The 26,486-nt window shown below is 73.4% G+C and carries 28 protein-coding genes; 22 read left to right on the forward strand and 6 right to left on the reverse strand.

The features are described 5' to 3' along the window. Position 1: 1 nt before the first annotated feature. Positions 2-1,612, reverse strand: a complete 1,611-nt coding sequence (locus BM223_RS01930; protein WP_218157166.1) for a sigma-54-dependent Fis family transcriptional regulator — start codon at positions 1,610-1,612, stop codon at positions 2-4. 179 nt (positions 1,613-1,791) lie between these two features. Here BM223_RS01930 and BM223_RS01935 point away from each other — a divergent pair, with 179 nt between their 5' ends. From BM223_RS01935 to BM223_RS01950, 4 genes are all read left to right on the forward strand, one after another. Next, positions 1,792-2,904, forward strand: coding sequence for an NDMA-dependent alcohol dehydrogenase (locus tag BM223_RS01935; RefSeq protein WP_038682063.1), 1,113 nt, complete (start codon positions 1,792-1,794; stop codon positions 2,902-2,904). Next, positions 2,904-3,803 carry an AAA family ATPase gene (locus tag BM223_RS01940; RefSeq protein ID WP_038682061.1) on the forward strand — a complete coding sequence of 300 codons (900 nt, stop codon included), beginning with the start codon at positions 2,904-2,906 and terminating at the stop codon, positions 3,801-3,803. The genes BM223_RS01935 and BM223_RS01940 overlap by 1 nt, the downstream gene beginning before the upstream one ends. Before the next feature lie 188 nt (positions 3,804-3,991). Next, positions 3,992-4,756: a VWA domain-containing protein gene (locus BM223_RS01945; RefSeq protein ID WP_200887022.1), complete on the forward strand. Its 765-nt coding sequence runs from the start codon at positions 3,992-3,994 to the stop codon at positions 4,754-4,756. Positions 4,757-4,845: 89 nt separating this feature from the next. Then, positions 4,846-6,354 (forward strand): aldehyde dehydrogenase family protein, encoded by a 1,509-nt coding sequence (locus tag BM223_RS01950; protein WP_038682059.1) that lies wholly within the window; start codon positions 4,846-4,848, stop codon positions 6,352-6,354. On the opposite strand, the gene BM223_RS01955 is transcribed toward BM223_RS01950, so the two are convergent. Continuing rightward, positions 6,335-7,339, reverse strand: coding sequence for a helix-turn-helix domain-containing protein (locus BM223_RS01955; RefSeq protein WP_158510234.1), 1,005 nt, complete (start codon positions 7,337-7,339; stop codon positions 6,335-6,337). The two genes, BM223_RS01950 and BM223_RS01955, sit on opposite strands and share 20 nt — an antisense overlap. A 191-nt stretch (positions 7,340-7,530) precedes the next feature. Between BM223_RS01955 and BM223_RS01960 the strand changes: the two genes are divergently transcribed. The 9 genes from BM223_RS01960 (at position 7,531) to BM223_RS02000 (ending at position 15,072) form a co-directional block, all read left to right on the forward strand. Then, positions 7,531-9,075 (forward strand): amidase, encoded by a 1,545-nt coding sequence (locus BM223_RS01960; protein ID WP_052139067.1) that lies wholly within the window; start codon positions 7,531-7,533, stop codon positions 9,073-9,075. After that, positions 9,072-9,788 (forward strand): nitrile hydratase subunit beta, encoded by a 717-nt coding sequence (nthB, locus tag BM223_RS01965; RefSeq protein ID WP_038682057.1) that lies wholly within the window; start codon positions 9,072-9,074, stop codon positions 9,786-9,788. The genes BM223_RS01960 and nthB overlap by 4 nt, the downstream gene beginning before the upstream one ends. Further along, a complete protein-coding gene (gene nthA, locus BM223_RS01970) occupies positions 9,785-10,384 on the forward strand; it encodes a nitrile hydratase subunit alpha (protein WP_038682055.1) in 600 nt (199 codons plus the stop codon). The genes nthB and nthA overlap by 4 nt, the downstream gene beginning before the upstream one ends. Further along, positions 10,384-10,815, forward strand: coding sequence for a nitrile hydratase accessory protein (locus BM223_RS01975; protein ID WP_038682054.1), 432 nt, complete (start codon positions 10,384-10,386; stop codon positions 10,813-10,815). Before nthA ends, BM223_RS01975 begins: the two co-directional genes overlap by 1 nt. 12 nt (positions 10,816-10,827) lie before the next feature. Then, the gene (locus BM223_RS01980) at positions 10,828-11,025 is read left to right on the forward strand and encodes a CbtB domain-containing protein (RefSeq protein WP_038682052.1); all 198 of its coding nucleotides are present in this window, start codon (positions 10,828-10,830) and stop codon (positions 11,023-11,025) included. Positions 11,026-11,037: 12 nt separating this feature from the next. Further along, a complete protein-coding gene (locus BM223_RS01985; RefSeq protein ID WP_038682050.1) occupies positions 11,038-11,808 on the forward strand; it encodes a CbtA family protein in 771 nt (256 codons plus the stop codon). Between the two features lie 4 nt (positions 11,809-11,812). Then, positions 11,813-12,181, forward strand: coding sequence for a hypothetical protein (locus BM223_RS01990; protein WP_075018442.1), 369 nt, complete (start codon positions 11,813-11,815; stop codon positions 12,179-12,181). 41 nt (positions 12,182-12,222) lie between these two features. After that, the gene (gene oxdA / locus BM223_RS01995; RefSeq protein ID WP_038682049.1) at positions 12,223-13,284 is read left to right on the forward strand and encodes an aliphatic aldoxime dehydratase; all 1,062 of its coding nucleotides are present in this window, start codon (positions 12,223-12,225) and stop codon (positions 13,282-13,284) included. Between the two features lie 84 nt (positions 13,285-13,368). After that, positions 13,369-15,072, forward strand: a complete 1,704-nt coding sequence (locus BM223_RS02000) for an AMP-binding protein (RefSeq protein WP_038682046.1) — start codon at positions 13,369-13,371, stop codon at positions 15,070-15,072. 501 nt (positions 15,073-15,573) lie between these two features. Here BM223_RS02000 and BM223_RS02005 read toward each other — a convergent pair. The 4 genes from BM223_RS02005 to BM223_RS02020 all read right to left on the reverse strand — a co-directional run bounded on the left by BM223_RS02005 (position 15,574) and on the right by BM223_RS02020 (position 18,148). Continuing rightward, entirely contained in the window at positions 15,574-16,419 is an 846-nt protein-coding gene (locus BM223_RS02005; RefSeq protein ID WP_269465049.1) for a 3-hydroxybutyryl-CoA dehydrogenase, read from the reverse strand. 75 nt (positions 16,420-16,494) lie between these two features. Beyond that, positions 16,495-17,013: a low molecular weight protein-tyrosine-phosphatase gene (locus BM223_RS02010; protein WP_038682042.1), complete on the reverse strand. Its 519-nt coding sequence runs from the start codon at positions 17,011-17,013 to the stop codon at positions 16,495-16,497. 7 nt (positions 17,014-17,020) lie between these two features. Then, entirely contained in the window at positions 17,021-17,413 is a 393-nt protein-coding gene (locus BM223_RS02015) for a phage holin family protein (RefSeq protein ID WP_038682040.1), read from the reverse strand. Positions 17,414-17,443: 30 nt separating this feature from the next. Beyond that, on the reverse strand, positions 17,444-18,148 hold the full coding sequence (locus BM223_RS02020) for a GntR family transcriptional regulator (protein ID WP_075018505.1): 705 nt from the start codon (positions 18,146-18,148) through the stop codon (positions 17,444-17,446). 75 nt (positions 18,149-18,223) lie between these two features. Between BM223_RS02020 and BM223_RS02025 the strand changes: the two genes are divergently transcribed. The 9 genes from BM223_RS02025 to BM223_RS02065 all read left to right on the forward strand — a co-directional run bounded on the left by BM223_RS02025 (position 18,224) and on the right by BM223_RS02065 (position 26,486). Continuing rightward, positions 18,224-18,841 carry a DUF2510 domain-containing protein gene (locus BM223_RS02025; protein ID WP_052139065.1) on the forward strand — a complete coding sequence of 206 codons (618 nt, stop codon included), beginning with the start codon at positions 18,224-18,226 and terminating at the stop codon, positions 18,839-18,841. Continuing rightward, positions 18,838-19,860, forward strand: a complete 1,023-nt coding sequence (locus tag BM223_RS02030) for a nuclear transport factor 2 family protein (RefSeq protein ID WP_075018443.1) — start codon at positions 18,838-18,840, stop codon at positions 19,858-19,860. Before BM223_RS02025 ends, BM223_RS02030 begins: the two co-directional genes overlap by 4 nt. 54 nt (positions 19,861-19,914) lie before the next feature. Beyond that, a complete protein-coding gene (locus BM223_RS28775) occupies positions 19,915-20,205 on the forward strand; it encodes a hypothetical protein (RefSeq protein ID WP_052139064.1) in 291 nt (96 codons plus the stop codon). A gap of 86 nt (positions 20,206-20,291) precedes the next feature. Next, on the forward strand, positions 20,292-21,014 hold the full coding sequence (locus tag BM223_RS29440) for a DUF2510 domain-containing protein (protein WP_052139063.1): 723 nt from the start codon (positions 20,292-20,294) through the stop codon (positions 21,012-21,014). A gap of 13 nt (positions 21,015-21,027) precedes the next feature. Beyond that, positions 21,028-21,930 carry a hypothetical protein gene (locus tag BM223_RS02045; RefSeq protein WP_038682038.1) on the forward strand — a complete coding sequence of 301 codons (903 nt, stop codon included), beginning with the start codon at positions 21,028-21,030 and terminating at the stop codon, positions 21,928-21,930. A gap of 10 nt (positions 21,931-21,940) precedes the next feature. Next, positions 21,941-22,810 carry a hypothetical protein gene (locus BM223_RS28175; protein ID WP_038682035.1) on the forward strand — a complete coding sequence of 290 codons (870 nt, stop codon included), beginning with the start codon at positions 21,941-21,943 and terminating at the stop codon, positions 22,808-22,810. Between the two features lie 187 nt (positions 22,811-22,997). Next, positions 22,998-24,131, forward strand: coding sequence for a pyruvate dehydrogenase (acetyl-transferring) E1 component subunit alpha (gene pdhA / locus BM223_RS02055; RefSeq protein ID WP_052139062.1), 1,134 nt, complete (start codon positions 22,998-23,000; stop codon positions 24,129-24,131). Continuing rightward, a complete protein-coding gene (locus BM223_RS02060; RefSeq protein WP_038682033.1) occupies positions 24,128-25,105 on the forward strand; it encodes an alpha-ketoacid dehydrogenase subunit beta in 978 nt (325 codons plus the stop codon). Before pdhA ends, BM223_RS02060 begins: the two co-directional genes overlap by 4 nt. Before the next feature lie 13 nt (positions 25,106-25,118). Then, entirely contained in the window at positions 25,119-26,486 is a 1,368-nt protein-coding gene (locus BM223_RS02065) for a dihydrolipoamide acetyltransferase family protein (protein WP_038682031.1), read from the forward strand.

Raw genomic sequence — 26,486 nt, forward strand, 5'->3', positions numbered from 1 at the left:
CTCAGTAGACGGTGATCCGCAGCGCCCGCATCTTCGCGTAGAGCGTGGTCCGCGAGATCCCCAGCGCCTGGGCGGCGCGGACCTTGTTGCCGTCGTGCTCGCGCAGCGCCTCGACGATGACCGTGCGCTCGGCGCGGTCGATCGGCGCGAGGTGCCGGCTGGGCTCCTGGGTGCGGTAGGCCTCGGGGAGCTCGTCGACGATGACGGCGCCCGTCCGCTGCCGTCGTACGACGTGCTCGACGACGGCGCGCAGCTCGCGCAGGTTGCCCGGCCACGGCTGGGACGACAGTGCGCTGAGCGCGCCCGGCGTGAAGTGGAGCGAGGCGTCGGCGCCGAGGTCGGCGAGCATCGCGCGGACCAGCTCGGGGATCTCGTGCGGCCGGCTGGCCAGCGGCGTGAGCAGCCGGCGCTCGGTGCACCCGCCGGCGAGCGCGGCGACCCGGCCGGTGAGCCCCTCGAGCGGTCCGCAGACGAGGACCACCCGCGGCGCGCGCTGCTCGGCGACGTGCGAGGCGACGAGGTCGACCAGGTCGTCGGGGAGCAGGTCGACGCCGTCGACGCACACGGTGCCCTGGCCGGCCCGCAGCAGCGCGCCGAAGTCGCGGGCCCAGGTCTCGGAGCCGTTGAGCAGGGCGGACGCCGCGCTCAGCACCGTGACCGGCTGGGTGTCGGCGAGGCGGCGCGCGGTCGTGGAGCGGCCCGACCCGGGAGGGCCGGAGACGAGGACCGGTGCGTGCGCCAGCGGGACCTCCGCGACGGGCCGCCGCGGCCGGGGCTCGCGGTGCGGCTCGACGTGGAGCAGCGCGCCGCCGCGCGTCCCGCCGACCCGGGTCGCCTCGACCCGGACGGCGAGCCCCGACTCCAGGGTCAGGTCGATCGCCGCCTCGTCGCGCACGTCCGAGGCGAGCATCCGCAGCAGCGCGACGTCGGTGGAGCCGAGCAGGTCGGCGGCCGCCTGGTTCGACATCAGCAGGTCGTGACCGATCGCGAGGACGGCGCGGCGCCGGGCGCCCGCAGCCTGGAACGCCGCGAGGAGCTGCTTGTCGGAGACCCGGCTGCCGTCGAGCAGCCGCTGCTCGATGTCGGCGACGGCCCGGGCGACCAGCGGCGGCAGCAGCGGGCTGGCGTCCTCCATCAGCGCGGAGATGTCGAGGACGCCCTCGATCCGGCGCGTGGTCGGGTGGAAGATCGGGTGCCCGTAGCAGCTGAACCGCCGCAGCGGGACGGCGAAGTGCTCGTGGCCGTTGACGGTGATGCTCGTGCGCGTCTCGAGCACGGTGCCGAGCGCGTTGGTGCCGACGGCCTCCTCGAGCAGCGAGGCGCCGACGTCGACCCCGAGGTTGTCGAACGCCCGGCGCGAGCCGTTGTCGCCGCACCAGCGCTGGGCCACCCGGCCGTCGCGGTCGACGAGCAGCGTGCAGAACATCGTGCCCTCGAGCTGCTCGTTGAGCTCGTCGAGGACGGGGGAGGCCGCGGCCTGGAGCGGACCGGAGTGGTCGACGTCGGCATAGGTCAGGTGGTCGAGGGCCGAGCTCGGGCTCAGCCCGGCCATCTCGGCACGTCGCCAGGACTTCGCGATCGGGTCGCGGAGGGCATCGGTCTCCGTCGTCACGCGTCCCTCCCCGGGGTCGTCGGGCTCGCCCGCAGCGGCACACACCTTGTGGCCGCCGTCACAGTATGCGGAGGAGGGTTGGCAGCCGGTTGTCCAGTTTCTGAACACTCGGCCGCGGCCGGTCTTGCGAACGTGTCGGGCATCACGTCCGAGCCCCGCACACCGCCCAGGAGAACCCGATGAAGACCAAGGCCGCAGTCGTCTACGAGACCGGCAAGCCGATCGTGATCGAGGAGCTGACCCTCGACAAGCCGCGGGAGGGCGAGGTCCTCATCCGCTACACCCATGCCGGGCTGTGCCACTCCGACGTGCACATCGCCCACGGCGACCTGGAGGCCCGGCTGCCGATGGTCCTGGGCCACGAGGGCGCCGGCATCATCGAGGAGGTCGGCCCCGGCGTCACCCGGGTCAAGGTGGGCGACCACGTCGTCTGCTCGTTCATCCCCAACTGCGGCACCTGTCGCTACTGCGCGAACGGGCAGCAGTCGATCTGCGACATGGGGGCCACGATCCTCGACGGCTACCTGCCCGGCGAGCGCTTCCCGATCACCGGGCCCCAGGGCGAGTACGGCGCGATGTGCATGCTCGGCACGTTCAGCCAGTACGGCGTCATCCACCAGAACTCCTGCGTGAAGGTGGACGACGACCTGCCGCTCGAGAAGGCCGTGCTGGTCGGCTGCGGCGTGCCCACCGGCTGGGGCGCCGCGGTCAACACCGCGGAGGTCAAGGCCGGCGAGACCGTCGTCATCATGGGCATCGGCGGCATCGGCATCAACGCCGTCCAGGGCGCGGCGCTGGCCGGCGCGAAGAACGTCATCGCGATCGACCCGCTCGCCAACAAGCGCGAGAAGGCGATGGAGCTCGGCGCCACCCACGCCTTCGAGTCCGCCGAGCTCGCGATGGAGACCATCACCAACCTGACCCGCGGCCAGATGGCCGACTCGGCGATCCTCACCCCCGGCCTGATGACCTCGGAGATCGTCTCCGACGGCTTCAACGCCGTCGGCAAGGGCGGCAAGGTCGTGCTGACCGGCCTGAACAAGCTGGAGGAGACCAACATCCAGCTGCCCGGCTCGGTGCTCACGCTCTACCGCAAGGAGCTGCGCGGCAGCCTCTTCGGCGACTGCAACCCGACCGTCGACATCCCGCGGATCCTCGGCCTCTACCAGTCCGGCGACCTCAAGCTCGACGAGATCATCACCCGCACGTACACGCTCGACGAGGTCAACGAGGGCTACGACGACCTCCTCAACGGCAAGAACGTCCGGGGCGTCGTCGTCCACGAGCACTGATGACCGCTGTGCTCGCGGCGCTCGCGGTCGTCGACCGGGCGCGGGAGACCGAGCTCCTCGAGGCGGCGTTGGCCAGTGGTGCCCACGTCGTCCTCGAGGGGCCTCCCGGCACCGGGAAGACCACCCTGCTGCGCCGGGTCGCCGCCGGCCGGGACCGCTCGTTCGCCCTCGTCGAGGGCAATGCGGAGCTGACCCCGGCCCGGCTGGTCGGCCACTTCGACCCCGCACTGGTGCTCAGCCGGGGCTACCAGCCGGACGTCTTCGTCGACGGCCCGCTGCTCACCGCGATGCGCGAGGGCGGGCTGCTGTACGTCGAGGAGCTCAACCGGGTGCCGGAGGAGACGCTCAACACCCTGCTCACCGTGATGTCCGAGCGGGAGATCGTCGTCCCCCGGCTCGGTACGGTGCGCGCGGCGCCGGGATTCGCCGTCGTCGCCGCGATGAACCCGTACGACGCCGTCGGCACCGCGCGGGTCTCGTCGGCCGTGTACGACCGGACCTGCCGGATCGCGATGGGCTACCAGTCGGCCGAGGCCGAGGCGCAGATCCTCGCGCAGCGGGCGCCGGTGCCGTCCGACGACTGGCGCGACCGCGCGGTCGCGCTGGTCCGGGCGACCCGGGAGCACCCCGAGCTGCGGGTCGGCTCGTCGGTGCGCGGCACGATCGACCTGGCGGGCATCGGGCACCAGCTGGCCCGGGCCCGCGGCGTCGCGGAGGGCGACTGGCAGGCAGGCCTCGACGCCGCCCTCGTGGCCCTGAGCGGCCGGGTCCGGGTCGACGAGTCCTCGACCCGGACGCCCGAGGAGATCATCGCCGAGCTCTACGCCGAGCACTTCGGTCCGGCTCCCTCCGACGAGGCGGGCGACCCGGGGGAGGAGCCCCGCCCGGGGGAAGCCTGAGCCCGCCCCCTGCGGGGGCGGGCGGCACCCCACCGACACCTCCGCCCGCGTCCCGGCGCGGCCGGCCGGACCGGACCCACGGCCGGTCCGAGCTGGCCCGCAACCCGCGCTTCGAGGAGCTCTCGCCGGAGGTCGGCGAGCTCGACGTCGAGGCGGTCGAGGCGGCCGTCGCCGAGGACCCGGACGACGTGCTGCCACTGCTCGCGCTGATGAGCCGGGCCACCGATCCCGCGCTGCGGGCCCGGGTGCAGGCGCTCGTGCCGCGGCTCGTCCTCGAACGCGCGCGCAGCGGTCCGCACGGACGGATCGGGGCCGGCCGGCTGCGCCCGGTCCGGGCCGACCGCGGGGGCGACCTCGACCTCGACGCCTCGCTCGAGGCGGTCGCGGTCGCGCGCGGCGAGGGGCGCCCACCGTCCCTGGACGAGCTCACGGCGTCGGTCTGGGAGCGGCCGGCGACCGCGCTGTGCCTGCTCGTCGACCGGTCCGGCTCGATGGACGGGCAGCGGCTGGCCACGGCCGCGATGGCCGCGGCGGCGTGCGCCCTGCGGGCGGCGGAGTCCGGTGGCGAGCTCGCCGTCGTCGCCTTCGACCGCCGGGCCGAGCCGGTGGTCGCGCTCGGGACGCCGAGCCCGGCCCGTCGTACGGTCGAGCGGGTGCTGGGCCTGCGGGGGCACGGCATGACCTCGCTCGACGCCGCCCTGCGGGCCGCGCGCGAGCAGCTCGCCCGGGCGCGGGCCCGGCGCCGGATCACCGTCCTGCTCTCCGACTGCCGGGTCACCGACGACGTCGACCCGCTGCCGGCCGCGCGCGGTCTCGACGAGCTGCTCGTCGTCGCGCCCGCCTCGGACCACGACGAGGCACGCCGCTTCGCCCGCGAGGCCGGCGCCCGGATGGCCTCGCTCGACCGGCTCGCCGAGCTGCCGGCGGTGCTCGACCACCTGCTCGCGCCCTGACCGTCGGTGAATGTCCAGAACCTGAACACCCCCGGACCGCCGGGGCCGCGACGCTCGGCCCGACCGCACGTCTTCGCAACGGAGGAACCATGACCGACCTGCTCGTCCCCACCGACCACGCCGTGCTCCCCGAGGTGCGCGAGTGGCTCGCCCGCCCCAAGGGCCTGTTCATCGGCGGCTCCTGGGTGGACGCCGCCTCCGGGCGCACCTTCGAGACCCGCGACCCGGCCACCGGCCAGGTGCTCACCCAGGTCGCCCACGGCGAGGCCGAGGACGTCGACCGCGCCGTCCGGGCCGCCCGCAAGGCGTTCGAGGGCGAGTGGGCGCTGTGGACGCCGGCCCAGCGCCAGCGCCTGCTCTTCAAGATCGGCGAGGCGGTCTACGACCACGCCGAGGAGCTCGCCCAGCTCGAGTCGCTCGACAACGGCAAGTCCGCCGGCGTCGCCCAGGCCGTCGACATCACCTGGGTCGCCGAGCTCTTCCAGTACTACGCGGGCTGGGCCACCAAGATCGAGGGCCGGACGCTGCCGGTGTCGGTCCCGTGGGCACCCGGCGCGCAGTGGCACGCCTACACGCTGCGCGAGCCGGTCGGCGTCTGCGGCGCGATCGTGCCGTGGAACTTCCCCCTGCTCATGGCCGCCTTCAAGGTGCCGGTCGCGCTCACGTGCGGCAACACCGTCGTCCTCAAGCCCGCCGAGGACACCCCGCTCACCGCGCTCCGGCTCGCCGAGATCATGGCCGAGTGCGGGCTCCCGGACGGCGTCTTCAACGTCGTGACCGGGTACGGCGAGGCCGGCGCCGCGCTCGCCGCGCACGACGACGTCGACAAGATCGCGTTCACCGGCTCGACCGAGGTCGGCAAGCTCATCGTGGACGCCGCCAAGGGCAACCTGAAGAAGGTCTCGCTCGAGCTCGGCGGCAAGAGCCCCCAGGTGGTGTTCGCCGACGCCGACCTCGACCTCGCGATCCCCGGCACCGCGTCCGGCTTCCTGTTCAACCAGGGCCAGACCTGCACGAGCGGCACCCGCCTCCTCGTGGAGGACCGGATCTTCGACGAGTTCACCCAGGGCGTCGCCGAGGTCGCGGCCGCCAGCAAGGTCGGCCCCGGCCTCGACCCCACCACCGAGGTCGGCCCGCTGGTCTCGCAGACCCAGCTCGACCGCGTCCTCGGCTACGTCGACCAGGGCCTGCGCGACGGCGCCCGCGCGCTGACCGGCGGCCGGCGCCACGGCGACGCCGGCTACTACGTCGAGCCGACCGTGCTCGTCGACGTCGACTCGTCGTTCAGCGTCTACCGCGAGGAGATCTTCGGCCCCGTCGTCGTCGCGACCCCGTTCAACGCCGAGCGCGGCGTGGCCGCGGCGGCCAACGACACGCCGTACGGGCTGGCGGCGTCGGTGTGGACGCGTGACGTGAGCAAGGCGCACCGCACCGCGCGCCAGATCAAGGCGGGCACGGTCTGGATCAACTGCCACAACGCGTTCGACACCGCGATGCCCTTCGGCGGCTACAAGCAGTCCGGCTGGGGCCGCGAGCTCGGCGCCTCGGCGATCGACGCCTACACCGAGCAGAAGTCGGTCAACGCGCTGCTGAGCTGAACCCGGCCTCCCTGGGGCGGGCGTCGCCGGACGCCTGCCCCGGGGACTCCACGTGCCACCGGCGGCGCAGCTCGGCCGGCGAGCTGCCGAAGCGCTTCTTGAACATCCGGCTGAAGTGAGCCGGATCGGTGATCCCCCACCGTTCGGCGATCTGCGCCACCGGCTGCTGCACCGCCGCCTCGAGGAGGTCGCGGTGCGCGGCCTGGAGGCGCTGCTCGCGCACGTAGCCGGCGACGGTGGTGCCGTCGTTGGCGAAGAGCCGGTGGAGATAGCTCAGCGAGATGCTGCACGCCGCCGCGACGTCGGCCGGGCAGAGACGCGGGTCGCCGAGGTGGCGCGCGATGTGGGACTTCGCGAGCGAGAGGTTGACGTCGGGCGGCCGGCCGGCGATGCCCGTCTCGGAGAGCAGCGCGACGTACATGCTCACCATGGCCTGCTGGAGCGCCAGCTGCTGGGCGGCGTCGGCGGTGGAACCGTGCCGGGCGAGCGAGGCGAGCAGCGGCGCGACCGCGGCGGCGACGCCGTGCCGGGTGGCGAGCGCGCGGGCCGTCCAGGTGCGCTGGACCCGCTCCGGGACCGGCAGCAGCCGCTTGGGCATCAGGCAGATCGTGAACTGGAACTCGCCCGCCGTGCGGAACCGGAACGGCCGGGAGCTGTCGTAGAGCAGCAGGTCGCCCGGCGCCATCGTGGCCGTGCGGTCGTCCTGCTCGACCAGCGTCTCGCCGTGGTCGAGCAGCAGCAGGTGCAGAACCTCGGGGTCGGCCACGCCGATGTCGCGCGCCCGGCGCTCGAACCCGTGCTGGGTGGCCCGGATCCGGCGCAGGCGCAGCTCGGCGACGTCGCCGCCGGCGACCCGGCCGTGCAGCAGCCCGCCCCCCGGCTCGACGGCCAGCGGCACGAACTGGTCGCACACGGCATTGCGCCAGTACTCCGGGCGCTGAGGTGCCGGCCGATCCGCGGAGTTGATCTCGAACCACCCAGGCATGGGCCAACCCTGCGCCTCGCCGCCGGACCGGTCAACCCTCATCCGTGGGTACCGGCGTCCGGCGTTGGACGTCGCTCGCCGGGCCTTGACTCTCCGTACCCATCGGGCTCCTCCGACCCCTCCGGCCATTGACCCGGCACTGCCGACGGGCGTTCGCTCAGCCGCCAGGAACGACGAAGAGGAGAACTGCCATGGAGCTGCCGTCCCGAACGGCGATCAGGGACCTGGCGGGCGAGCTGCGGCTCGGCATCGCCGACGGGGACCTGGACTTCTACCACGCCGCGGCCACCGGGCTGCTGGGCTCGTGGGCGGTCGTCGAGGAGCTGTACGACGACGTGGCGCCCGTGGCGCCCACCCGGGACTGGGCGGAGCCGGACGGCAACCCCCTCGGCGCGTGGTACGTCACCACCGACCTGTCCTCGGGCGGTGGCGGCCCGCTCGCCGGGCGGCGGGTGGCGGTCAAGGACAACATCGCCGTGGCCGGCGTCCCGATGATGAACGGCTCGGAGACGGTGCGGGGCTTCGTGCCGTCGACGGACGCCACCGTGGTCACCCGCCTGCTCGACGCGGGCGCGACGATCGCGGGCAAGGCGGTCTGCGAGGACCTGTGCTTCTCGGGCGCCTCCCACACGGCGAAGTCCGGGCCGGTCCGCAACCCGTGGGACCTCGGCCGCACCACCGGCGGCTCGTCCAGCGGCAGCGCGGCGCTCGTGGCCGCCGGGGAGGTGGACCTCGCGCTCGGCGGCGACCAGGGCGGCTCGATCCGGATCCCGGCTGCCTTCTGCGGTGTCGTGGGGCACAAGCCGACCTTCGGCCTGGTGCCGTACACCGGCGCCTTCCCGATCGAGCAGTCCATCGACCACCTCGGACCGATCGCACCGACCGTGGCCGACGCCGCGGCGATGCTGACCGTGCTGGCAGGTGCCGACGGCGCCGACCCGCGCCAGCCCGCGGGTCTGGCCGGCGAGGACTACGTCGCCGGCCTCGACCACCTCGACCGCGGCCTGCGGATCGGTGTGGTGACCGAGGGCTTCGGCCTGGCCAACTCCGACCCGGGCGTCGACGCGGTCGTCCGGGACGCGATCGAGCGGCTCACGGCCGCCGGCCACGTCGCCGAGGAGGTCGCGATCCCCTGGCACCGGCACGGCGCCGCGCTCTGGGACGTGATCTCGGTCGAGGGCGCGACCTGGCAGATGCTGCAGGGCAACGCGTACGGCCTCAACTGGAAGGGTCGCTACGACCCCGACCAGATGGCTTTCTACGGCGAGCGGTGGCGGCGCGACCCCGCGGCGTTCTCCGAGACCGTCAAGCTCGTCGCGCTCGGCGGGACCTGGTCGCTGCGCCAGGGGTACGGCGCGGCGTACGGCAAGGCGCGCAACCTGGAGCACCGTCTCGCCGCGGCCTACGACACCCCGCTGGCGACGTACGACGTGCTCGTCATGCCGACGCTCCCGATCGTGGCCAGCCCCATCCCGGCGGCCGACGCGTCGGCCGAGGAGGTCGTCACCCGGGCCCTGGAGATGGTCGCCAACACCGCGCCGTTCGACGTCACCGGGCACCCGGCCTGCAGCATCCCCGCCGGTCTCTCCGACGGTCTCCCGGTCGGCCTCATGGTCGTCGGCCGGAGGCACGACGACGCCGGCGTCCTCCGCGCGGCCCACGCCTTCGAGCAGACGCTCGGCACCCTCACCCCGCCTCGCCCCACCACCACCCACGACAAGGAGCTCACCGCATGAACGGAGTCTTCGACCTGGCCGGCACCGACGGGATCGGCCCCGTGGTCGTCCCCGAGGAGGAACCGGTCTTCCGGGCCGACTGGGAGCGCACCGTCTTCCCGATGTTCGCCATGTGCTTCCGCGCCGGCTTCTTCGGCGTGGACCAGTTCCGGCACGGGATCGAGCTGATCGATCCTGCCGTCTACCTGAAGTCGCCCTACTACGAGCACTGGGTCCACACCGTCGAGCACTTCGGCGAGCAGCTGGGCAAGCTCGACATCGCCGAGCTCGACCGGCGCACCGAGCACTACCTCGCCCACCCCGACGCGCCGCTGCCGGAGCACGACGACGACCCGGAGCTGCTCGCCTTCGTCGAGGCCGTCGTGCCGGCCGGAGCCCCGGCCAAGCGGGAGTCGGACAAGGTCGCGCGCTTCCAGGTCGGCGACGTCGTCCGGGTGATCCGCTCGTCCCCCAAGGGGCACACCCGCCGCGCCCGCTACGTGCGCGGCGCGATCGGCGAGGTCGTGCTGCACCACGGTCCGATGATCTACGCCGACAGCGCGGGCAACGGGCTCGGCGAGAACCCGGAGCACGTCTACACCGTCCGGTTCCGCGCCGAGGAGCTCTGGGGCGCCGAGTACGCCGAGCCCAACCAGGTCGTCAACTTCGACGTCTGGGACCCCTACCTCGAGCCCGTCACCGTCACCGTCACCACCGAAGGAGCCCGCGCATGAGCGCCACCACCCGTACCCAGGCGGAGATCGCCGCGCGCGTCAAGGCGCTCGAGTCGATGCTCATCGAGCAGGGCGTCATGACCACCCAGGCGATCGACCGGATGGTCGAGCTCTACGAGAACGAGGTCGGGCCGCGCCTCGGCGCCCAGGTCGTGGTGAAGGCCTGGACCGACCCGGAGTTCAAGGCCCGGCTCGTCGCCGACGCCACCGACGCCTGCAAGGAGCTGGGCATCGGCGGCCTGCAGGGCGAGGACATGGTGGTGCTGGAGAACACCGACAGCGTGCACAACGTCATCGTCTGCACGCTGTGCTCCTGCTACCCCTGGCCGGTGCTCGGCCTGCCGCCGAACTGGTACAAAGACCCGCAGTACCGGGCCGCGATCACCCGCGAGCCCCGCAAGGTGCTGCGCGAGGCGTTCGGCTTCACCGTCCCCGACGAGGTCGAGGTGCGGGTGTGGGACACCAGCAGCGAGATGCGCTACTGGGTGCTCCCGCAGCGTCCCGCCGGCACCGACGGCTGGACCGAGGAGCAGCTCCTCGAGCTGGTCACCCGGGACGCCATGATCGGCGTCGGCCCGGTCGGGGCGGTGGCCTGATGCTGCCGGCGCCCTACGCCGACCCGGCGGACGTGGCGGCCGACCGCAGCCGCGTCGAGGCACTGGTCTGCGGCCTGCCCGCCGCCGACCCGGAGCAGCTCTCCTTCGAGCACCCCTGGGAGATCCGCGCCTTCGCGATGGCCGTGTCCGCGCACCGCGAGCTCGGCTTCGACTGGACGGACTTCCAGCAGGCGCTCGTCGCGTCGATCGACGGCTGGGAGGCGAGCACCGCGGCCAGCGACCGCGGCTGGTCGTACTACGAGCACTGGGTCGCCGCCCTCGAGTCGGTGCTCGGGGGTCTCGGCCTGCTCGGCGCCGAGGAGCTGGCCCGCCAGACCCGCGACGTCCTCGCCCTCCCGGCGAACCGCAACCACCACGAGGCGCACACCGAGCCGATCGCCGTCGACCCGGCCCGCGCCGCCCACCTCTGAACGGAGATCCTCATGGCACACAGCACCACCACCCTCGTCCCGGGGCGCGTCGCGTCCGCCGCGCTCGGCCTCGCCCTCGCCGCCGTCATGCTGCTGGGGGTGCTCTTCCTCCTGCAGGAGAACGGGCTGCTGCTGTCCGCGGACGCGGCGTCCTACCTGCACGAGGCGACCCACGACGCACGGCACGCCCTCGGCGTGCCCTGCCACTGAGCGGGGCGGACCGTGAGCACCGCGTCCGCCCCGCCGCTCGGCCGGACCGTCGGTCACGGTGCCCTCGCGGGCGCCGTGGCCGGCGGGCTCGGCGCCGCCGCCCTGAGCTGGCTCGTCGAGCCGTCGATCCGGGCGGCGATCGCCATCGAGGAGGCGGGCAGCGCGCACGAGCACACCGCCGGCCCGGTCCACGACCATGGCGCGGAGGCCCTGGTCTCCCGGTCGGAGCAGGTCGTCCTCGGTCTGGTGACGGTGCTGGTCGTCGGTGTCCTCGTCGGCATCGCGTTCGCGCTGGTGCACCGCTTCCTCGGCTCGCGGCTGCCCGGGCGGACGACGGCCGGCACCACGATGACCCTCGCCGGACTGGGCTTCCTGACGTTCACCCTGGCGCCGGCGCTCGTCGTCCCGGCCAACCCGCCCGCGGTCGGTGACCCGGCGACGGTCGACCTGCGCACCGTCACCTACCTCGGCACCATCGTCTGCGCCGTGGGCCTGGCCGCGCTGGTGCTCGGCGTCGCCCGCTCCGGCGCGCTCCGGCCGGGCACCCGCGCCGTCGCGGCCGTCGCCGTGGGCGTGGTCGGGACGGCGGTCCTGGTCGCCGTCCTTCCCCACGCCGCGGACCCGATCCCCGCGAACGTCCCGGCCGACCTGGTCTGGGAGTTCCGGATCGCCTCGCTCGCCCAGCTCGGGCTGATGTGGCTGGCGCTCGGCGCCACCTGCGCCTGGCTCGGTCAGCCGCGGTCCGCGCCGGTCTCCCGGGCCGAGCACCTGGTCCGGGCCTGAGGCCGTGGGCGACGAGCGCGGCCCCCGGGTCCGGATGTGCCGCGGCTGCTGCTGCGGCACCCGGGCGAAGCTCCCCGACGTCGACCACGACGCCGTCGCGGCCGTCCTCGGCAACGACCTCGGGCCGGGTGCCGAGCTGCGCGTCGTCGACTGCCTGTGGGCCTGCGACCTGGCCAATGTCGTCGTCGTGAACCCCGCGACGGCGGCGCGCGCCTCGGGCGCCCGGCCGGCCTGGGTCACCGAGGTCAACACCGTCGACCGGGCCCGCGCCGTGGCCGACTGGGTCCGCCGCGGCGGACCGGGCCTCGCCGAGCCACCTGCCGAGCTCGGCGAGGTGCGCACCGCGGCCGGGCTGCGCCGCACCACCGCCTGACCGACATCCCCACCATCGTCACGACCCGAATTGAGGAACCCATGGAATCAGCGATCGACACCCACCTGAAGTGCCCGCGCACCCTGTCGCGGCGGGTCGCCGACGACTACGCGCCGCCGTTCCCGATGTTCGTCGGGCGCGGCCCGAAGGACCTGCAGCAGGTGGTCATGGCCTCGTTCGGCGTCCAGTACGCCGACGAGGACCGCCGGCCGCAGGCCCTCGCCGCGCTGCGCCACATCGTCGGGACCTTCGAGCTCGCCGACGGCCCCGCGCACCACGACCTGACCCACCACGTCGACAACCAGGGGCACCACAACCTGATGGTGCTCGCCTACTGGGCCGACCCCGCGGCGTACTGCCGGTGGCTGCGCTCCGACGAGGTCGCCGGCTGGTGGGCGTCGGACGAGCGGCTCACCGAGGGGCTGGGCTACTTCCGCGAGATCGTCGCCCCGCGCGTCGAGCAGCTCGAGACCCTCTACGCGTTCACCGAGGACTTCCCCGGGGTCGGCACGCTGATGCCGCAGGCCAGCGGGGAGATCGAGGAGCACGGCTACTGGGGCTCGGCCCGCGACCGGATGCCGATCTCCCAGACCGACTGGATGGAGGCCTCCGGCGAGCTGACCGTGGTCGAGGGCGATCCCGCGCAGGGTGGGCGGGTCGTCGTCCGGGGGCACGACAACATCTGCCTGATCCGCTCCGGGCAGGACTGGCGCGCCGCCGGCCCCGACGAGCGCGACCTCTACGTCGACGAGATCCTGCCGACCCTCCAGGACGGCATGGACTTCCTCCGCGACAACGGCCAGGACCACGGCTGCTACAGCAACCGCTTCGTCCGCAGCATCGACCTCGACGGCAACGAGCTCGACGAGAGCTACAACCTCGGGCACTGGCGCTCGCTCGACCTGCTCGAGCGGTGGGCGGAGTCGCACCCCACCCACCTGCGGATCTTCGTGACCTTCTTCCGCGTGGTGACGGGGCTGGAGAAGCTCCGGCTCTACCACGAGGTCTCGGTCTCCGACGGCCGCGACCAGACCTTCGAGTACATCAACTGCCACCCGGCCACGGGGATGCTGCGCGACGCCCGCGTCCCGGTCGCCGGCTGACCCGACCCGAGAACCACGTCGTCGCGGTGCGGTGCCTCCTTTCGGGGCTTCCGCACCGCGGCGGTGGGAACGAGAGTGGAGACCATGAGCACCGCCCTGGGTACTGCGCGCGACCTGCTGCGCACGCATCGCACCGACCGCGCCGCGGCAGTCGCCTCCTTCCGGTGGCCCGACGTCGGGCCGTCGTTCAACTTCGTGCACGACTGGTTCGACGGCTACGCCCGCGACAACGACCAGCCGGCCCTGGTGATCGTGGAGGAGGACGGCGCCCGCTCGTCGTACACCTTCGGCGAGATGGTGACCCGGTCCGAGCAGGTCGCGGCGTACCTCGCGGCGCAGGGGGTCGGCCGCGGTGACGCCGTCGTCGTGATGCTCGGCAACCAGGTCGAGCTGTGGGAGTCGATGCTCGCGCTCATCCGGCTCGGCGCGGTGATCATGCCGACCACGACCGCCGTCGGCACCGCCGAGCTGGTCGACCGGCTCGAGCGCGGCGCGGCCCGCGCCGTCATCTGCAATGCGGCCGACGTGCCCAAGTTCGACGAGGTGCCGGGGGCGCCGGTCCGGGTGGTCGTGGGCTCCTCGGACGCCTCCGGGTGGCTGCCCTACGCGACGGCGTACGAGTCTGCGGCGGTGCCGGTGCCGCACCCGGGCAACGCCAGCGACGACCGGCTGCTCCTCTACTTCACGTCCGGGACGACGTCGCGGCCCAAGCTCGTGGAGCACACGCACGTCTCGTACCCGGTCGGTCACCTCTCGACGATGTACTGGCTCGGGCTGCAGGCCGGCGACGTCCACCTCAACATCTCCAGCCCCGGCTGGGCGAAGCACGCGTGGTCGAACTTCTTCGCGCCGTGGCTCGCCGAGGCGACCGTCTTCGTCTACAACTACGCGCGCTTCGACGCGGCCGCGCTGCTCGGCCAGATCCGCGCCGAGGGCGTCACGACGTTCTGCGCGCCGCCGACCGTGTGGCGGATGCTCATCAACGCCGACCTCTCCGGCGGCCCCGGCGTCCTGCGCGAGGCGATCGCCGCCGGCGAGCCGCTCAACCCCGAGGTGATCAGCCAGGTCGAGAAGCACTGGGGCCTGACCATCCGCGACGGCTTCGGCCAGACCGAGATGACCGCCTGCATCGCCAACACCCCCGGCCAGCCGGTGGTCCCCGGCGCCATGGGCCACCCGCTGCCCGGCATGCCCGTCGTCCTCGTCGACCCGCTGACCGGCGAGGTGGTCCCCGGGGTGGGGGAGGGCGAGCTCTGCCTCGACCTCGCCGCCCACCCCCTCCCGCTGATGACCGGCTACCAGGGCGACCCCGCCAAGAACGCCGAGGCCATGGCCGGCGGTTTCTACCACACCGGCGACGTCGCCTCCCGGGACGCCGACGGCTGCATCACCTACGTCGGCCGCACCGACGACGTCTTCAAGGCCTCCGACTACAAGATCAGCCCCTTCGAGCTCGAGTCGGTCCTCATCGAGCACCCGGCCGTCGCGGAGGCCGCCGTCGTCCCCGCGCCCGACCCGGTGCGCCTCGCCGTCCCCAAGGCCTACATCGCACTGGTGCCGGGGCACACGCCGTCGGCCGAGACGGCCGAGTCGATCCTGAAGTACGCCCGCGAGCACCTCGCGCCGTACCTGCGGGTGCGGCGCCTGGAGTTCTTCGAGCTCCCCAAGACCATCTCGGGCAAGATCCGCCGGGTCGAGCTGCGCCACCGCGAGGTCGACGCCGAGGCCTCGGGCCAGCGGTCGGCAGGCGAGTTCCGCGACGACGACTTCCCCGGGCTGCGCGGCTGATCCTCCCGCCGCCGAGGTGGGTGGGTTGGCCCGCCGAAGTAGCAGGGTTGGGCGGGCGAAGTAGCAGGGTTGGGCGCCTGAGGGTGCAGGTTTGTGCCGGTCGCGGGTGTGCTGGTCGGTGAGCGGGGTTGCGGTGGCGGCCGCGCTTAGCCGGCCGTCTCCCGCCGTCAAGGACCCTCGCTGCGCTCGGTCCGCTTCGCGGCGCCTTCGGCGTCCTTGACTGCGGGGCCCTGACGGCCGGCTTTGCGGCGCGGGGTGCCGGCGCGGACTTCGTCCGCGCCGCCGCTACGCGGCCGCCACCTCGGGTGCGCTCTGGGGGTCGGGTCGCGGTCGGTCGCGGTCGCGGTTTCAGTGGTCGGGTAACACGCTGTCCGCTGTGCTTCCCGGCGGTTGACGTCGCTCCGGGGCCCGATCTACCGGCGTGTCGCGACGACAAGCGGCGTCCAGCAACGTGGACAGCGTGTTACCCCACCACCAAGCGGGCCGGCGGTGAGTCCGGGGTCAGCCGTACGTGTAGAAGCCGCGTCCGGTCTTGCGGCCGAGCAGGCCGGCCTCGACCATCCGGGCGAGGAGGGGCGGGGCGGCGTAGAGCGGCTCCTTGAACTCCTCGTAGAGCGACTCGGCGACGGCCTTGGTGGTGTCGAGGCCGATCAGGTCGGCGAGGGCCAGGGGGCCCTGGGGGTGGGCGGCGCCGAGGACGAGGCCCTGGTCGATGTCCTCGGCGGTGGCGAAGCCCGACTCGAGCATCCGGATCGCCGAGAGGATGAAGGGGATCAGCAGGGCGTTGACGACGAAGCCGGCGCGGTCCTGGCAGTCGATGGCGTTCTTGCCGAGGTCGTCCTGGACGAACGCGCGGGCGCGCTCGGTGGTCGCGGCGTCGGTCATGAGCGAGGGGACGAGCTCGACGAGCTTGAGCACCGGGACCGGGTTGAAGAAGTGGACGCCGAGCACGTGGCTGGGGCGCTGGGTGGCGACCGCGAGCTTCATGATCGGGATCGAGGAGGTGTTCGACGCGAGGATGGCGTCCGGGCTGGTGACGATCTCGTCGAGACGGCGGAAGAGGTCGGTCTTGGCTGCCTCGTCCTCGACGATGGCCTCGATCACGATGTCGCGGTCGGCGAGGGCGGTGAGGTCGTCGACCACGCGGATCCGGTCGAGGACGGCGGCCGCCGACTCGATCTTGCCGCGGCTCTCGGCGCGCTCCAGCGAGCTCGTGAGGCGCTGGCGGGCGTTGTCGACCGCGGCAGGGGAGGACTCGACGACGATCACGTCCTTGCCGGCGCGGGCGTTGACCTCGGCGATGCCCGAACCCATCAGGCCGCCGCCCACCACGCCGACCCGCTCGATGCCCGTCATGTGGTCTCCCCTCTGCGGCGCGCTCCGTGCGCACCGGTGCTGATTTAGTTGGACGTCCTAGTAAACCTACGGGTGACCCGTCGGTAGCACCACGTGAAGCAGGTCACCGGTCAGCGCGTCCGCGGTGCGCTCGACCAGCGTGAGGACGTCGCGGAAGCCGGCGTCGCCGCCGTAGTACGGGTCGGGGACCTCGCCGGTGCCCTCGGGGTCGAAGTCGCGGAAGAGGCGGACCCGGGCGGGATCGGCCGGCCCGAGGGCCTGCAGGTCGGCGAGGTTGGCGTCGTCCATGGCGAGCACGAGGTCGTACGTGTCGAGCCAGGACGCCCGGACCTGCTGGGCGCGGTGCCGGCTGGCGTCGTACCCCTCGGCGGTGAGGAGGGCGGCGGCGCGGCGGTCCATCGGCTCGCCGGCGTGCCAGCCGCCGGTGCCGGCGCTGACCACCTCGACGACGTCGTCCAGCCCGGCGTCGGCGACCCGGGCCGACAGGACGACGTCGGCCATGGGGGAGCGGCAGATGTTGCCGAGGCAGACCAGCGCGATGCGGTAGCGCCCCGGCGTCCGGGGCGGCGGGGGGACGACGCTCACCGCGGCGTCAGTCGTCGACGCCGACCAGGGCGTCGAGGAACCACGTCGTGATGCTGATGATGATCGAGCCCCAGAACGCCGCCCAGAAGCCGCTGACGTGGAAGCCGATGTCGACCAGGCCCGCCAGCCACGCGGTGAACCGCAGCAGCAGCGCGTTGAGGATGACGAGGAAGAGCCCCAGCGTCACCAGGATGAAGGGGATCGACAGGAAGGTGAGGACCGGCTTCACCCACGCCGTGACCACGCACGAGATGAGCGCGACCAGCAGCAGCGGGAGGATCTTGTCCTCGAGCTCGGCGCGACCGGCGTCGGCGCCCTCGAACCAGATGCCGTCGAGGAGCTGTGCGGCGACGGCGAGCGCGGCAGCCGTGATCGCCCAGCGGGAGAGGAAGGCCAGCATGGGGTCATCCTTGCAGAGACGGGGCTGCGGCTACTCCAGCCCCAGCGCGTCGATGACCTCGACCTCGGCGTCGGCGATGTGCTGGCGCAGGAACTCGGACGCGCCGCCGGGGCCGTCGATACGGCCGGCCTCGAGCAGCGTGACGAGACCCTCGTGGGACTCGGCCTCGTCGTGGGCGTTGCGGCGGATCCGGTCGACCTGGGCGAGGGCGAGCTTGAGCTCGTCCATCAGCGCCTCGGCCATCTGCACCAGGCGCGGGCTCCCGGTCAGCTCGACGAGCGAGACGTGGAAGGACAGGTGCCGCTCGTTCAGCTCCTCGTACGACGCCCGCCCGCCGCGGACCGCGCTGGTGTAGGCCTCGAGGGTGTCCCGGACCCGTTGCCGCCGGACGTCGTCCGCGCCGGCCCAGGCCTGGACGCCGGCACCTTCGAGCACCCACCGCGCCCGGCACACGTCGCGCACCGACTCGGCCCGTGGCGTCGCGACGGCGACCCCGCGGTGCGGCTCGCGGGTGGCCAGGCCCTCGGCGACGAGGACCGACAGCGCCTCGCGCACCGTGGGCCGCGAGACGCCCAGCGACTCGGCCAGTGCGATCTCGCGCAGCGGCGTCCCGCTCTCGAGCTCGCCCTCGAACACCGCGCGGCGCAGCTCGGCCGCCACCCGCGAGACCGTCGAGGCGTGCTCGACGCTGAGTGTCGCGAAGCGGCCCCGAGGCGAGGACGACGGTGCGGTCATGGCGTCCATTGTGCCGGGGGCGCTGCGGGATACGGTGTCGTCGTCCCCTCCGACCGACCCCCGCAGGAGGCCCGGGTGCCCGGACCGACGCCCAGCCAGCCCGGCTGGTACCCCGACGCCGACGGCAACCAGCGTTGGTACGACGGCAACGCCTGGACCGACCACGTCCGCGGTGACCAGCAGGGGGCTGCCCAGGGGGATGCCCAGGGGGGCGAGACGGTCGCCGTCCCGCCGGAGCCGACCGCGGTGCTGCCCACGCTGCCGCCTCCGCCGCCGGGAACGCCGGGAACGCCGTCCTCCCTCGAGGTCGGTGGCGGCAAGGGCCTGCGGATCGCGATCGCCGTGCTCGGCGTCGTGCTGCTCCTCGCGATCGTGGTCGTCGGGGGGATCGTGCTCCTCGGCAAGGACGACGGGGGCAAGGACGAGAAGGTCAGCGAGGAGACGTCCGGCACGACCGACGGCGACACCCCGTCCGATGCGCCGACCAGCGGGCTCGACCTCCCGACGATCGACCCGTCGGACTTCCCGACCGACCTGCCGAGCGGGCTGCCGTCCGACCTGCCGAGCATCCCGTTCCCGACCAAGCTGCCGAGCGAGTTCCCGACCGACCTCCTCCCGAGCGACTTCCCGACCAACCCGTCCGAGCTGGAGTCGTGGTTCAGCGACTTCCTCGAGCAGGTGAGCCCGCGGTGAGCGACCCGAACCAGCCGTACGGCGCCCCGCCGCCCCCGCCCGGACCGCCCGGACCGCCGCCCCCGCCGCTGGGCCCGCCGCCGGTCGGCCCCCCGCCGGTCGGCCCCCCGCCGTTCCCGCCGCCACCCCCGGGACCGCCCGGCACCGGCGCCGGCAAGGGCAAGGGGCTGTGGATCGCCCTGGGCGTCGTCGGCGTCCTCGCGCTCGTCGGCGTGGTGGTCGCCCTCGTGCTCGTCCTCACCGGTGGCGACGACGACGGCGACGACGACACCGGCAGCAGCGACGGCCCGACCAGCAGCGCCCGCTCGCCCGAGGACGTCGTCGACGACGTCCTCGACGCCGCCGAGGAGGGCGACTGCGCCGCGGTCGAGAAGCTCCTCACCGAGACCGCCCGCTCGGCGCGGCCCTGCGAGAGCGACGAGTTCCAGCTCCTCGCCGGCGACGACGTCGACTCCGACGTGGGCACGGCGAGCATCGACGGGTCGACGGCCACGGTCCCGGTCGACTTCACGAGCAGCCAGGGCTCCACGGAGTACCTCTTCACGCTCGAGCAGGTCGACGGCGCCTGGCGGGTCGCGTCGTACCACGCGGGCCGCTCGACGAGCAGCGGCACGATCGTGCCCAGCCCGCCGGCCTCGTCCGGCACCCCCAGCGCCACCGGCACCCCCGGCGCCACCGGCACCGGGACGCCGAGCGGGACCAGCACCGCGTCCGCCGTCCCGAACGAGCCGGCCGCGGTGGTCGAGGCGTTCCTCGACTCCGCGTTCGCCGGCGACTGCGCGACCGCCGAGGAGCTCGTGACCGAGGCGTACGTCAAGGCCAACGGCCGCTGCGCCAACGACACGATCCCCACGCAGCTGGGCGACGAGGTCACCTACGACGTCGGCCAGCCCACCGTCGACCAGGCGCGCGGCACGGCGAAGGTGCCGGTGAAGATCAACGCCTACGGCAAGAGCCAGGACTCCGTCGTCTCGCTCGTCCAGGAGGACGGTCGCTGGCTGATCGACCGGGCCGGCTGAGCCGATTTCGCACAACCGGTGGAGCGGACCGGGTCCCGCTCCTAGGCTGAGCCCATGACGCAGCCCCCGCCGTACGGTGTCCCGCCGCAGCCCGGCGTCCCGCAGGGCTACCCGCAGCAGCCGGCCCCGCCGCCGGCCTACCTCGGGGGAGGAGGGCAGCCGTACCCGCCCCAGCCCCCCGCCGGGCCTGCCGGGTACGGCGTCCCGGGCGTCCCCGCCGGCCCCGGCCTGCCGCCCCCGCCACCGAGCGCGAAGCGGACCATCGGCTTCACGATGGGCCTGCTCACCGCCCTCGTGCTCATCGGCTTCGTGGTGGCCGTGGCGCTGATCACCGCCGGCAGCTGAGGGCTCCTCCGCGTGGCATGATGCGGGCCAGCTCGTGCCTGTCCGCCTGACGGGTGGCCGCCCGTCATCGCGAGGAGTCGATCCGCATGCCCGACCCGAACCAGCCGTCGATCCCGGCCGGGTGGTACCCCGACGGTCTGGGTGGGCAGCGCTGGTGGGACGGCGCCGAGTGGACCGAGCACACCCAGCACACCCAGCACGACCAGCCCCCGCCACCCCCACCGCCCCCGGTCCCGGCACCGGCGCCGGCGGTCATCGCCCGACCGGATCCCAACCGCAGCAGGACCCTGCTCGTGCTCGGCGCGGCCGGCGGCGGCCTCCTGGCCCTGCTGCTCGTCGTCCTCGTCGCGGCCCGGGTGCTCGGCGGGAACGACCCGGAGAGCGTCGCGACCGACTACCTCGGCGCCACCTTCGAGGGTGACCACGAGGCGGTCTGCGAGCTGCTGGTCGAGGAGCGCCGCGACGCCCTGCTCGTCGACGCCGGTGCCGGCGACGACTGCGGCCAGTACGCCGACGAGCAGCGCGACCGGGAGGACGAGGAGTCCGACCGCTACGAGGACGACTACGGCGTCTCCGTCGACGACATCCGCGCCGGCTTCGACTACGACCTCGAGGTCACCGACGTCGACGAGCGCGGCGACGACGAGGCGATCGTCGAGGTGGAGCAGACCACCGACTACTCCGGCGACGACGACTTCGCCGCCGAGGTGCTCGACGGCGTCGACCGCCAGCGCACGACCGTTCGGCTGAAGATCGTCAAGGAGGACGGCGACTGGAAGGTCGCCGACCCCTTCTACACAGGGGACTGAGGCAGGCACTCCGATGAGGTCGTTCACCGCGGTCGTCGCGATCCTGCTCGCCACCCTGCTCGCCCCCTTCGCGATCGGCGCCACCTGGGTCAGCGAGCGCGTCGACGACCGCGAGGCGTACGTCGACACGGTCGGCGACCTCTCCGACGACCCGGTCGTGCAGCAGGTCCTCGCCGACGCCGCCGCCGACGCGGCGGTCAAGGCGCTCGAGAGGCACATCCCGGTGGGGCTCCCGAGCGCCGTCCGCGGATGGGCCCGGACCGCGGCGCTGAAGGTGGTCCGGAGCCCCGACTTCCCGACGTTCTGGCGCAAGGCGAACGGCGACCTGCACCAGCAGGTGCTCGCCGTCCTGGACGACCCGGACGCACCGACCGACGGCGACATCACCGTCGACGCCAGCCCGCTCGTGGCCCAGGTGCTGCTCCAGCTCGAGGACCGCGGGATCCCGGTCGGGCTGCTGCCGACCATCCCCCTCGACGTCCCGGTCACGACGAAGGCCAAGGTCGCCGAGGGCGGTCCGGCGTACCGGGCGGCGGACCGCTTCAACCGGATCGTCCCGCTCGCCTGGGCGGCGCTGGTGCTGCTCGGCGTGCTCGTCGCGCACGGCTGGCGCGGACGGGTGCGCACCGCCGGCTTCGCCCTGCTCGGGGTGGCGGTCGCGGCCGTCGTCCTGCTCCTCGCGGTCGACCCGGCGACCACGGCCGCGCTCGACCAGGTCGAGGCCGACCGCCGCGAGCTCACCGGCGTGATGCTGGACGCGGTCGTGGGCTCCTTGACGCCGTACGCGCGGGCCTTCCTGGTCGCGGCGCCCGTCGGACTGGTGCTCGTCGCGCTCTCGCTCTGGCCCCGCCGCACGCGTGCGGAGCAGGCTCCCGCTTCGGCGATTCCTGGTGCAGACGGGCACTTCACTCCCTAGGCTCACGTGAGTGAGTGATCAGTTCCCGCCGCCCGGACAGCCCGGCGAGCTCCCCCCGACGCAGATCGCACCCACGTCCGGCGGTGCGCCTGTTCCTCCCCAGCCGCCGCAGCAGCCCTACGGCCAGCCCCAGCCGCCGCAGCAGCCGCAGCAGCCGCAGCAGCCCTACGGCCAGCCCCAGCAGCCCTACGGCCAGCCGCCCGCTCCCGGCGGCTACCCGGGCCAGCCCGGCGGCTACCCCGGCGGTCCCGGTGGCCCCGGCTACCCCGGTGGTTTCTCCGCCCCGCCGACCGGCAGCGGCGGCGGTGGCGGCAAGAAGGGCCTGATCATCGGCATCATCGCCGGGGTCGTGGTCCTGGTGCTGGGAGTGGCGGCGGTGCTCGCCTTCACCGTCTTCAAGGACGACGACGGCGACAAGAAGGCGAGCGACGAGAAGACCTCGCAGTCGCCGAGCGACGACGCCACGACCGAGTCCACCGACTCGACCGAGTCCACCGACGAGCCGACCGACGAGCCGACCGACACCGCGTCCACCGGTGGCCTCGGCGACGCTCCCTCGGAGGACCCCAAGATCACCGCCCAGGCATTCCTCGACTCGCTCCTCGAGGGCAACTGTCTAGCCGTCGAGGGGCTGACGACCCCCGACTACTTCGCGTCGGAGTTCACCGACCAGGCCGGCTGCAAGGCGGTCGCCGGCAACCTGAAGATGTCCAACGCGGAATACACCTTCGAGGAGCCGACCACCGTCGGCGACATCGCCGAGGTCAAGGGCGACGTCTACGCGCCGAACACCGGCAAGACGCTCGTGTCCACCTGGGCGCTCGACGGCTCGTCCGGCGAGTGGCTCGTCAGCGGGTACAGCTACGTAGAGAAGAAGTGATCGATCGACGGCCCGGGAGCACCCTCCCGGGCCGTCCTCACGAGTCGGACATGGGGACGAGTATCGTGGCGATGAGCGTGTGGTCCGGATCACACGTCACGCCACCCCTGTGACCGAGCCGGACCACGGAACGACCCCTACCCGTTCCGCGGCGGCGACCCCGCCGGGACGGACGCAAGGAGTGGTGATGACCGACCCCGTCTTCGGACCGGCCCCCGAGCAGCAGGCCGATCCCGAGCTCGTCCAGCTGTTGACGCCCGAGGGGGAGCGGGTCCACCACCCGGGCTTCGACCTCGACTTCACCCCCGACCAGCTGCGCGGGTTCTTCCGCGACATGACGCTGGTCCGCCGTCTCGACATCGAGGCGACCGCGCTGCAGCGCCACGGCGAGCTCGGCCTGTGGGCCCAGCTGCTCGGCCAGGAGGCCGCGCAGATCGGGGCCGGACGGGCGCTCGCGCCCCAGGACTACGTCTTCCCGACCTACCGCGAGCACGCGGTCGCGTGGTGCCGCGGGGTCGACCCGGTCAAGCTCCTCGCCCTCTTCCGCGGGGTCGACCAGGGCAGCTGGGACCCCAGCGAGCACAACTTCGGTCTCTACACGATCGTGATCGGCGCACAGACGCTCCACGCGACGGGCTACGCGATGGGCGTCCAGCGCGACGGCCTCGTCGGCACCGGCGATCCCACGCGCGACACGGCGGTGGTCGCCCACTTCGGCGACGGCGCCTCGTCGCAGGGCGACGTCAACGAGGCCTTCGTTTTCGCTGCCTCCTACAACGCTCCGGTGGTCTTCTTCTGCCAGAACAACCAGTGGGCGATCTCGGAGCCGTTCGAGCGGCAGTCCCGGATCCCGCTCTACCGCCGCTCGCAGGGCTTCGGCTTCCCCGGCATCCGGGTCGACGGCAACGACGTCCTCGCGACGTACGCCGTCATGCAGGCCGCGCTGCAGCGGGCCCGCGAGGGCCAGGGCCCGATCCTGATCGAGGCCTACACCTACCGGATGGGCGCGCACACCACCACCGACGACCCCACCCGCTACCGGCTCAGCGACGACGTCGAGCACTGGAAGCTCAAGGACCCGATCGCCCGGCTCGAGGCCTACCTGCGCCGCAACGGCCTGGCCGACGACGAGTTCATGACGGCGGTCGCCGCCGAGGCCGACGCGCTCGGCGAGCGGATGCGGCGCGAGTGCCACGCGCTGCCCGACCCCGACCTGCGCGACATGTTCGCTCTCGTCCACGCCGAGCAGACGGCCGAGCTGGCTGCCCAGCAGGCGGCCTACGACGAGCACGCCGCCTCGTTCGCGGAGGTGACGTCATGACCACGATGACCCTGGCCAAGGCGCTCAACGCCGGGCTGCGCCGCGCGATGGAGGACGACGACAAGGTCGTCGTCATGGGCGAGGACGTCGGCACGCTCGGCGGCGTCTTCCGGATCACCGACGGCCTCCAGAAGGACTTCGGCGACGACCGCGTCATCGACACCCCGCTCGCCGAGTCCGGCATCGTGGGCACCGCCGTGGGCCTGGCGATGCGCGGCTACCGGCCGGTGGTCGAGATCCAGTTCGACGGCTTCGTCTACCCCGCCTACGACCAGATCGTCTGCCAGGTCGCCAAGCTGCACTTCCGCAGCCAGGGCCGGATCCGGATCCCGATGGTCATCCGGATCCCCTTCGGCGGCGGCATCGGCGCGGTCGAGCACCACAGTGAGTCGCCCGAGGCGCAGTTCGCGCACACGCCGGGGCTCAAGGTCGTCGCCTGCTCCAACCCGGCCGACGCCTACGCGATGATCCAGCAGGCCGTGCACGCCGACGACCCGGTGATCTTCCTCGAGCCCAAGCGGCTCTACCACTCGGCGAAGGGCGAGGTCGACGAGTCGGCCCCACCCGCCCCCCTGTGGCAGTCGCGCGTCGTCCGGCCCGGTGCCGACGCCACGCTGGTCGGCTACGGGCCCACCGTGTCGACCTGCCTCGACGCCGCGACCGTCGCCGCCGAGGAGGGCCGCTCGCTCGAGGTGATCGACCTGCGGACCCTCTCCCCGCTCGACCTGCTGCCCGTCCACGAGTCCGTGCGCCGCACCGGCCGGCTCGTCGTCGTCCACGAGGCCCACCAGACGCTCGGCCTCGGCGCCGAGATCGCCGCCCGGGTCACCGAGGAGTGCTTCCACTCGCTCGAGGCGCCCGTGCTGCGGGTCACCGGCTACGACACGCCCTACCCCCCGGCGCGGATCGAGGAGGCCTTCCTCCCCGACCTCGACCGGGTGCTCGATGCCGTCGACCGCACCTTCGGGTTCTGAGGAGGCCCGCCCCATGGCGAACGAATTCAAGCTCCCGGACGTCGGCGAGGGTCTGACCGAGGCCGAGATCGTGGCCTGGCGGGTCAAGACCGGCGACGTGATCGCCATCAACGACATCGTCGTCGAGATCGAGACCGCCAAGTCGATCGTCGAGCTGCCCTCGCCCTATGCCGGCGAGGTGCTCGCGCTCCTGGTCGCCGAGGGCGACACCGTCGAGGTCGGGACGCCGATCATCCGGATCGGTGTGCCCGGCGCCGCACCCGAGCCGCCCACCGAGACGCCCGCCGCGCCGCCCGCAGAGACGCCGGTCGCGCCCGCGGTCAGCACCGGCGGGCCCGTCATCATCGACACCAACGTGCCCCCCGAGGGCAATGCGACGCTGGTCGGCTACGGACCCAAGCAGCGCGCGCTCAAGCGGCGCACCCGCAAGGGCGAGCCCGCCCCCGCGCCCGCGCCCGCGGCCGCGCCGGTCGCCGAGGCGACGGTCACCCGTCCGGTCCGGGCGCTCGCCAAGCCCCTGGTCCGGCGCCTCGCCCGCGACCTCGGCGTCGACCTCACCGCGCTCGTGCCGACCGGTCCCAAGGGGACGGTCAGCAAGGAGGACGTCCTCGCCGCGACCGCCACCCCCACTGCCACCGCCACCGCCACCGCCGCCGCGACCCCCGTCGCCGCCGACCCGGCCGGCCGCGAGACCCGCGAGCCGATCAAGGGCGTCCGCAAGAACATGGCCGCCGCCATGGTCTCCTCGGCGTTCACCGCGCCGCACGTCACCGAGTGGGTGACCATCGACGCGACCGCCACGGTCGAGCTCGTCGCCCGGCTCAAGGAGCGCCGCGAGTTCGCCGGGGTCAAGGTGAGCCCGCTGCTCGTCATCGCCCGGGCGTGCCTGCTCGCGCTGCGGCGCACGCCGCTGCTGAACTCGACGTGGGACGAGGCCGCCCAGGAGGTCGTGGTCAAGCACTACGTCAACCTCGGCATCGCCGCGGCGACCCCGCGCGGGCTCGTCGTCCCCAACGTCAAGGACGCCCACGCGCTCTCGCTCCTCGAGCTCGCCCAGGCGCTCGAGACGCTGACCGCGACCGCCCGCGAGGGCCGCACCCAGCCGGCCGACCTGTCCGGCGGCTCGTTCACGATCACCAACGTGGGCGTCTTCGGGGTCGACGGCGGGACGCCGATCATCAATCCCGGGGAGTCCGCGATCCTCTGCCTCGGCGCGATCAAGCCGCAGCCGTGGGTCGTGGGCGACCAGGTGGTCCCGCGCCAGGTGATGACGCTGTCGCTGTCCTTCGACCACCGCCACATCGACGGTGCGACCGGCTCGCAGTTCCTGGCGGACGTCGCCGGCCTGGTCGGCGATCCGGCGACGGCCCTGCTGTTCTGA

The organism is Pimelobacter simplex (genome assembly GCF_900114845.1).
Lineage (GTDB): Bacteria > Actinomycetota > Actinomycetes > Propionibacteriales > Nocardioidaceae > Nocardioides > Nocardioides simplex.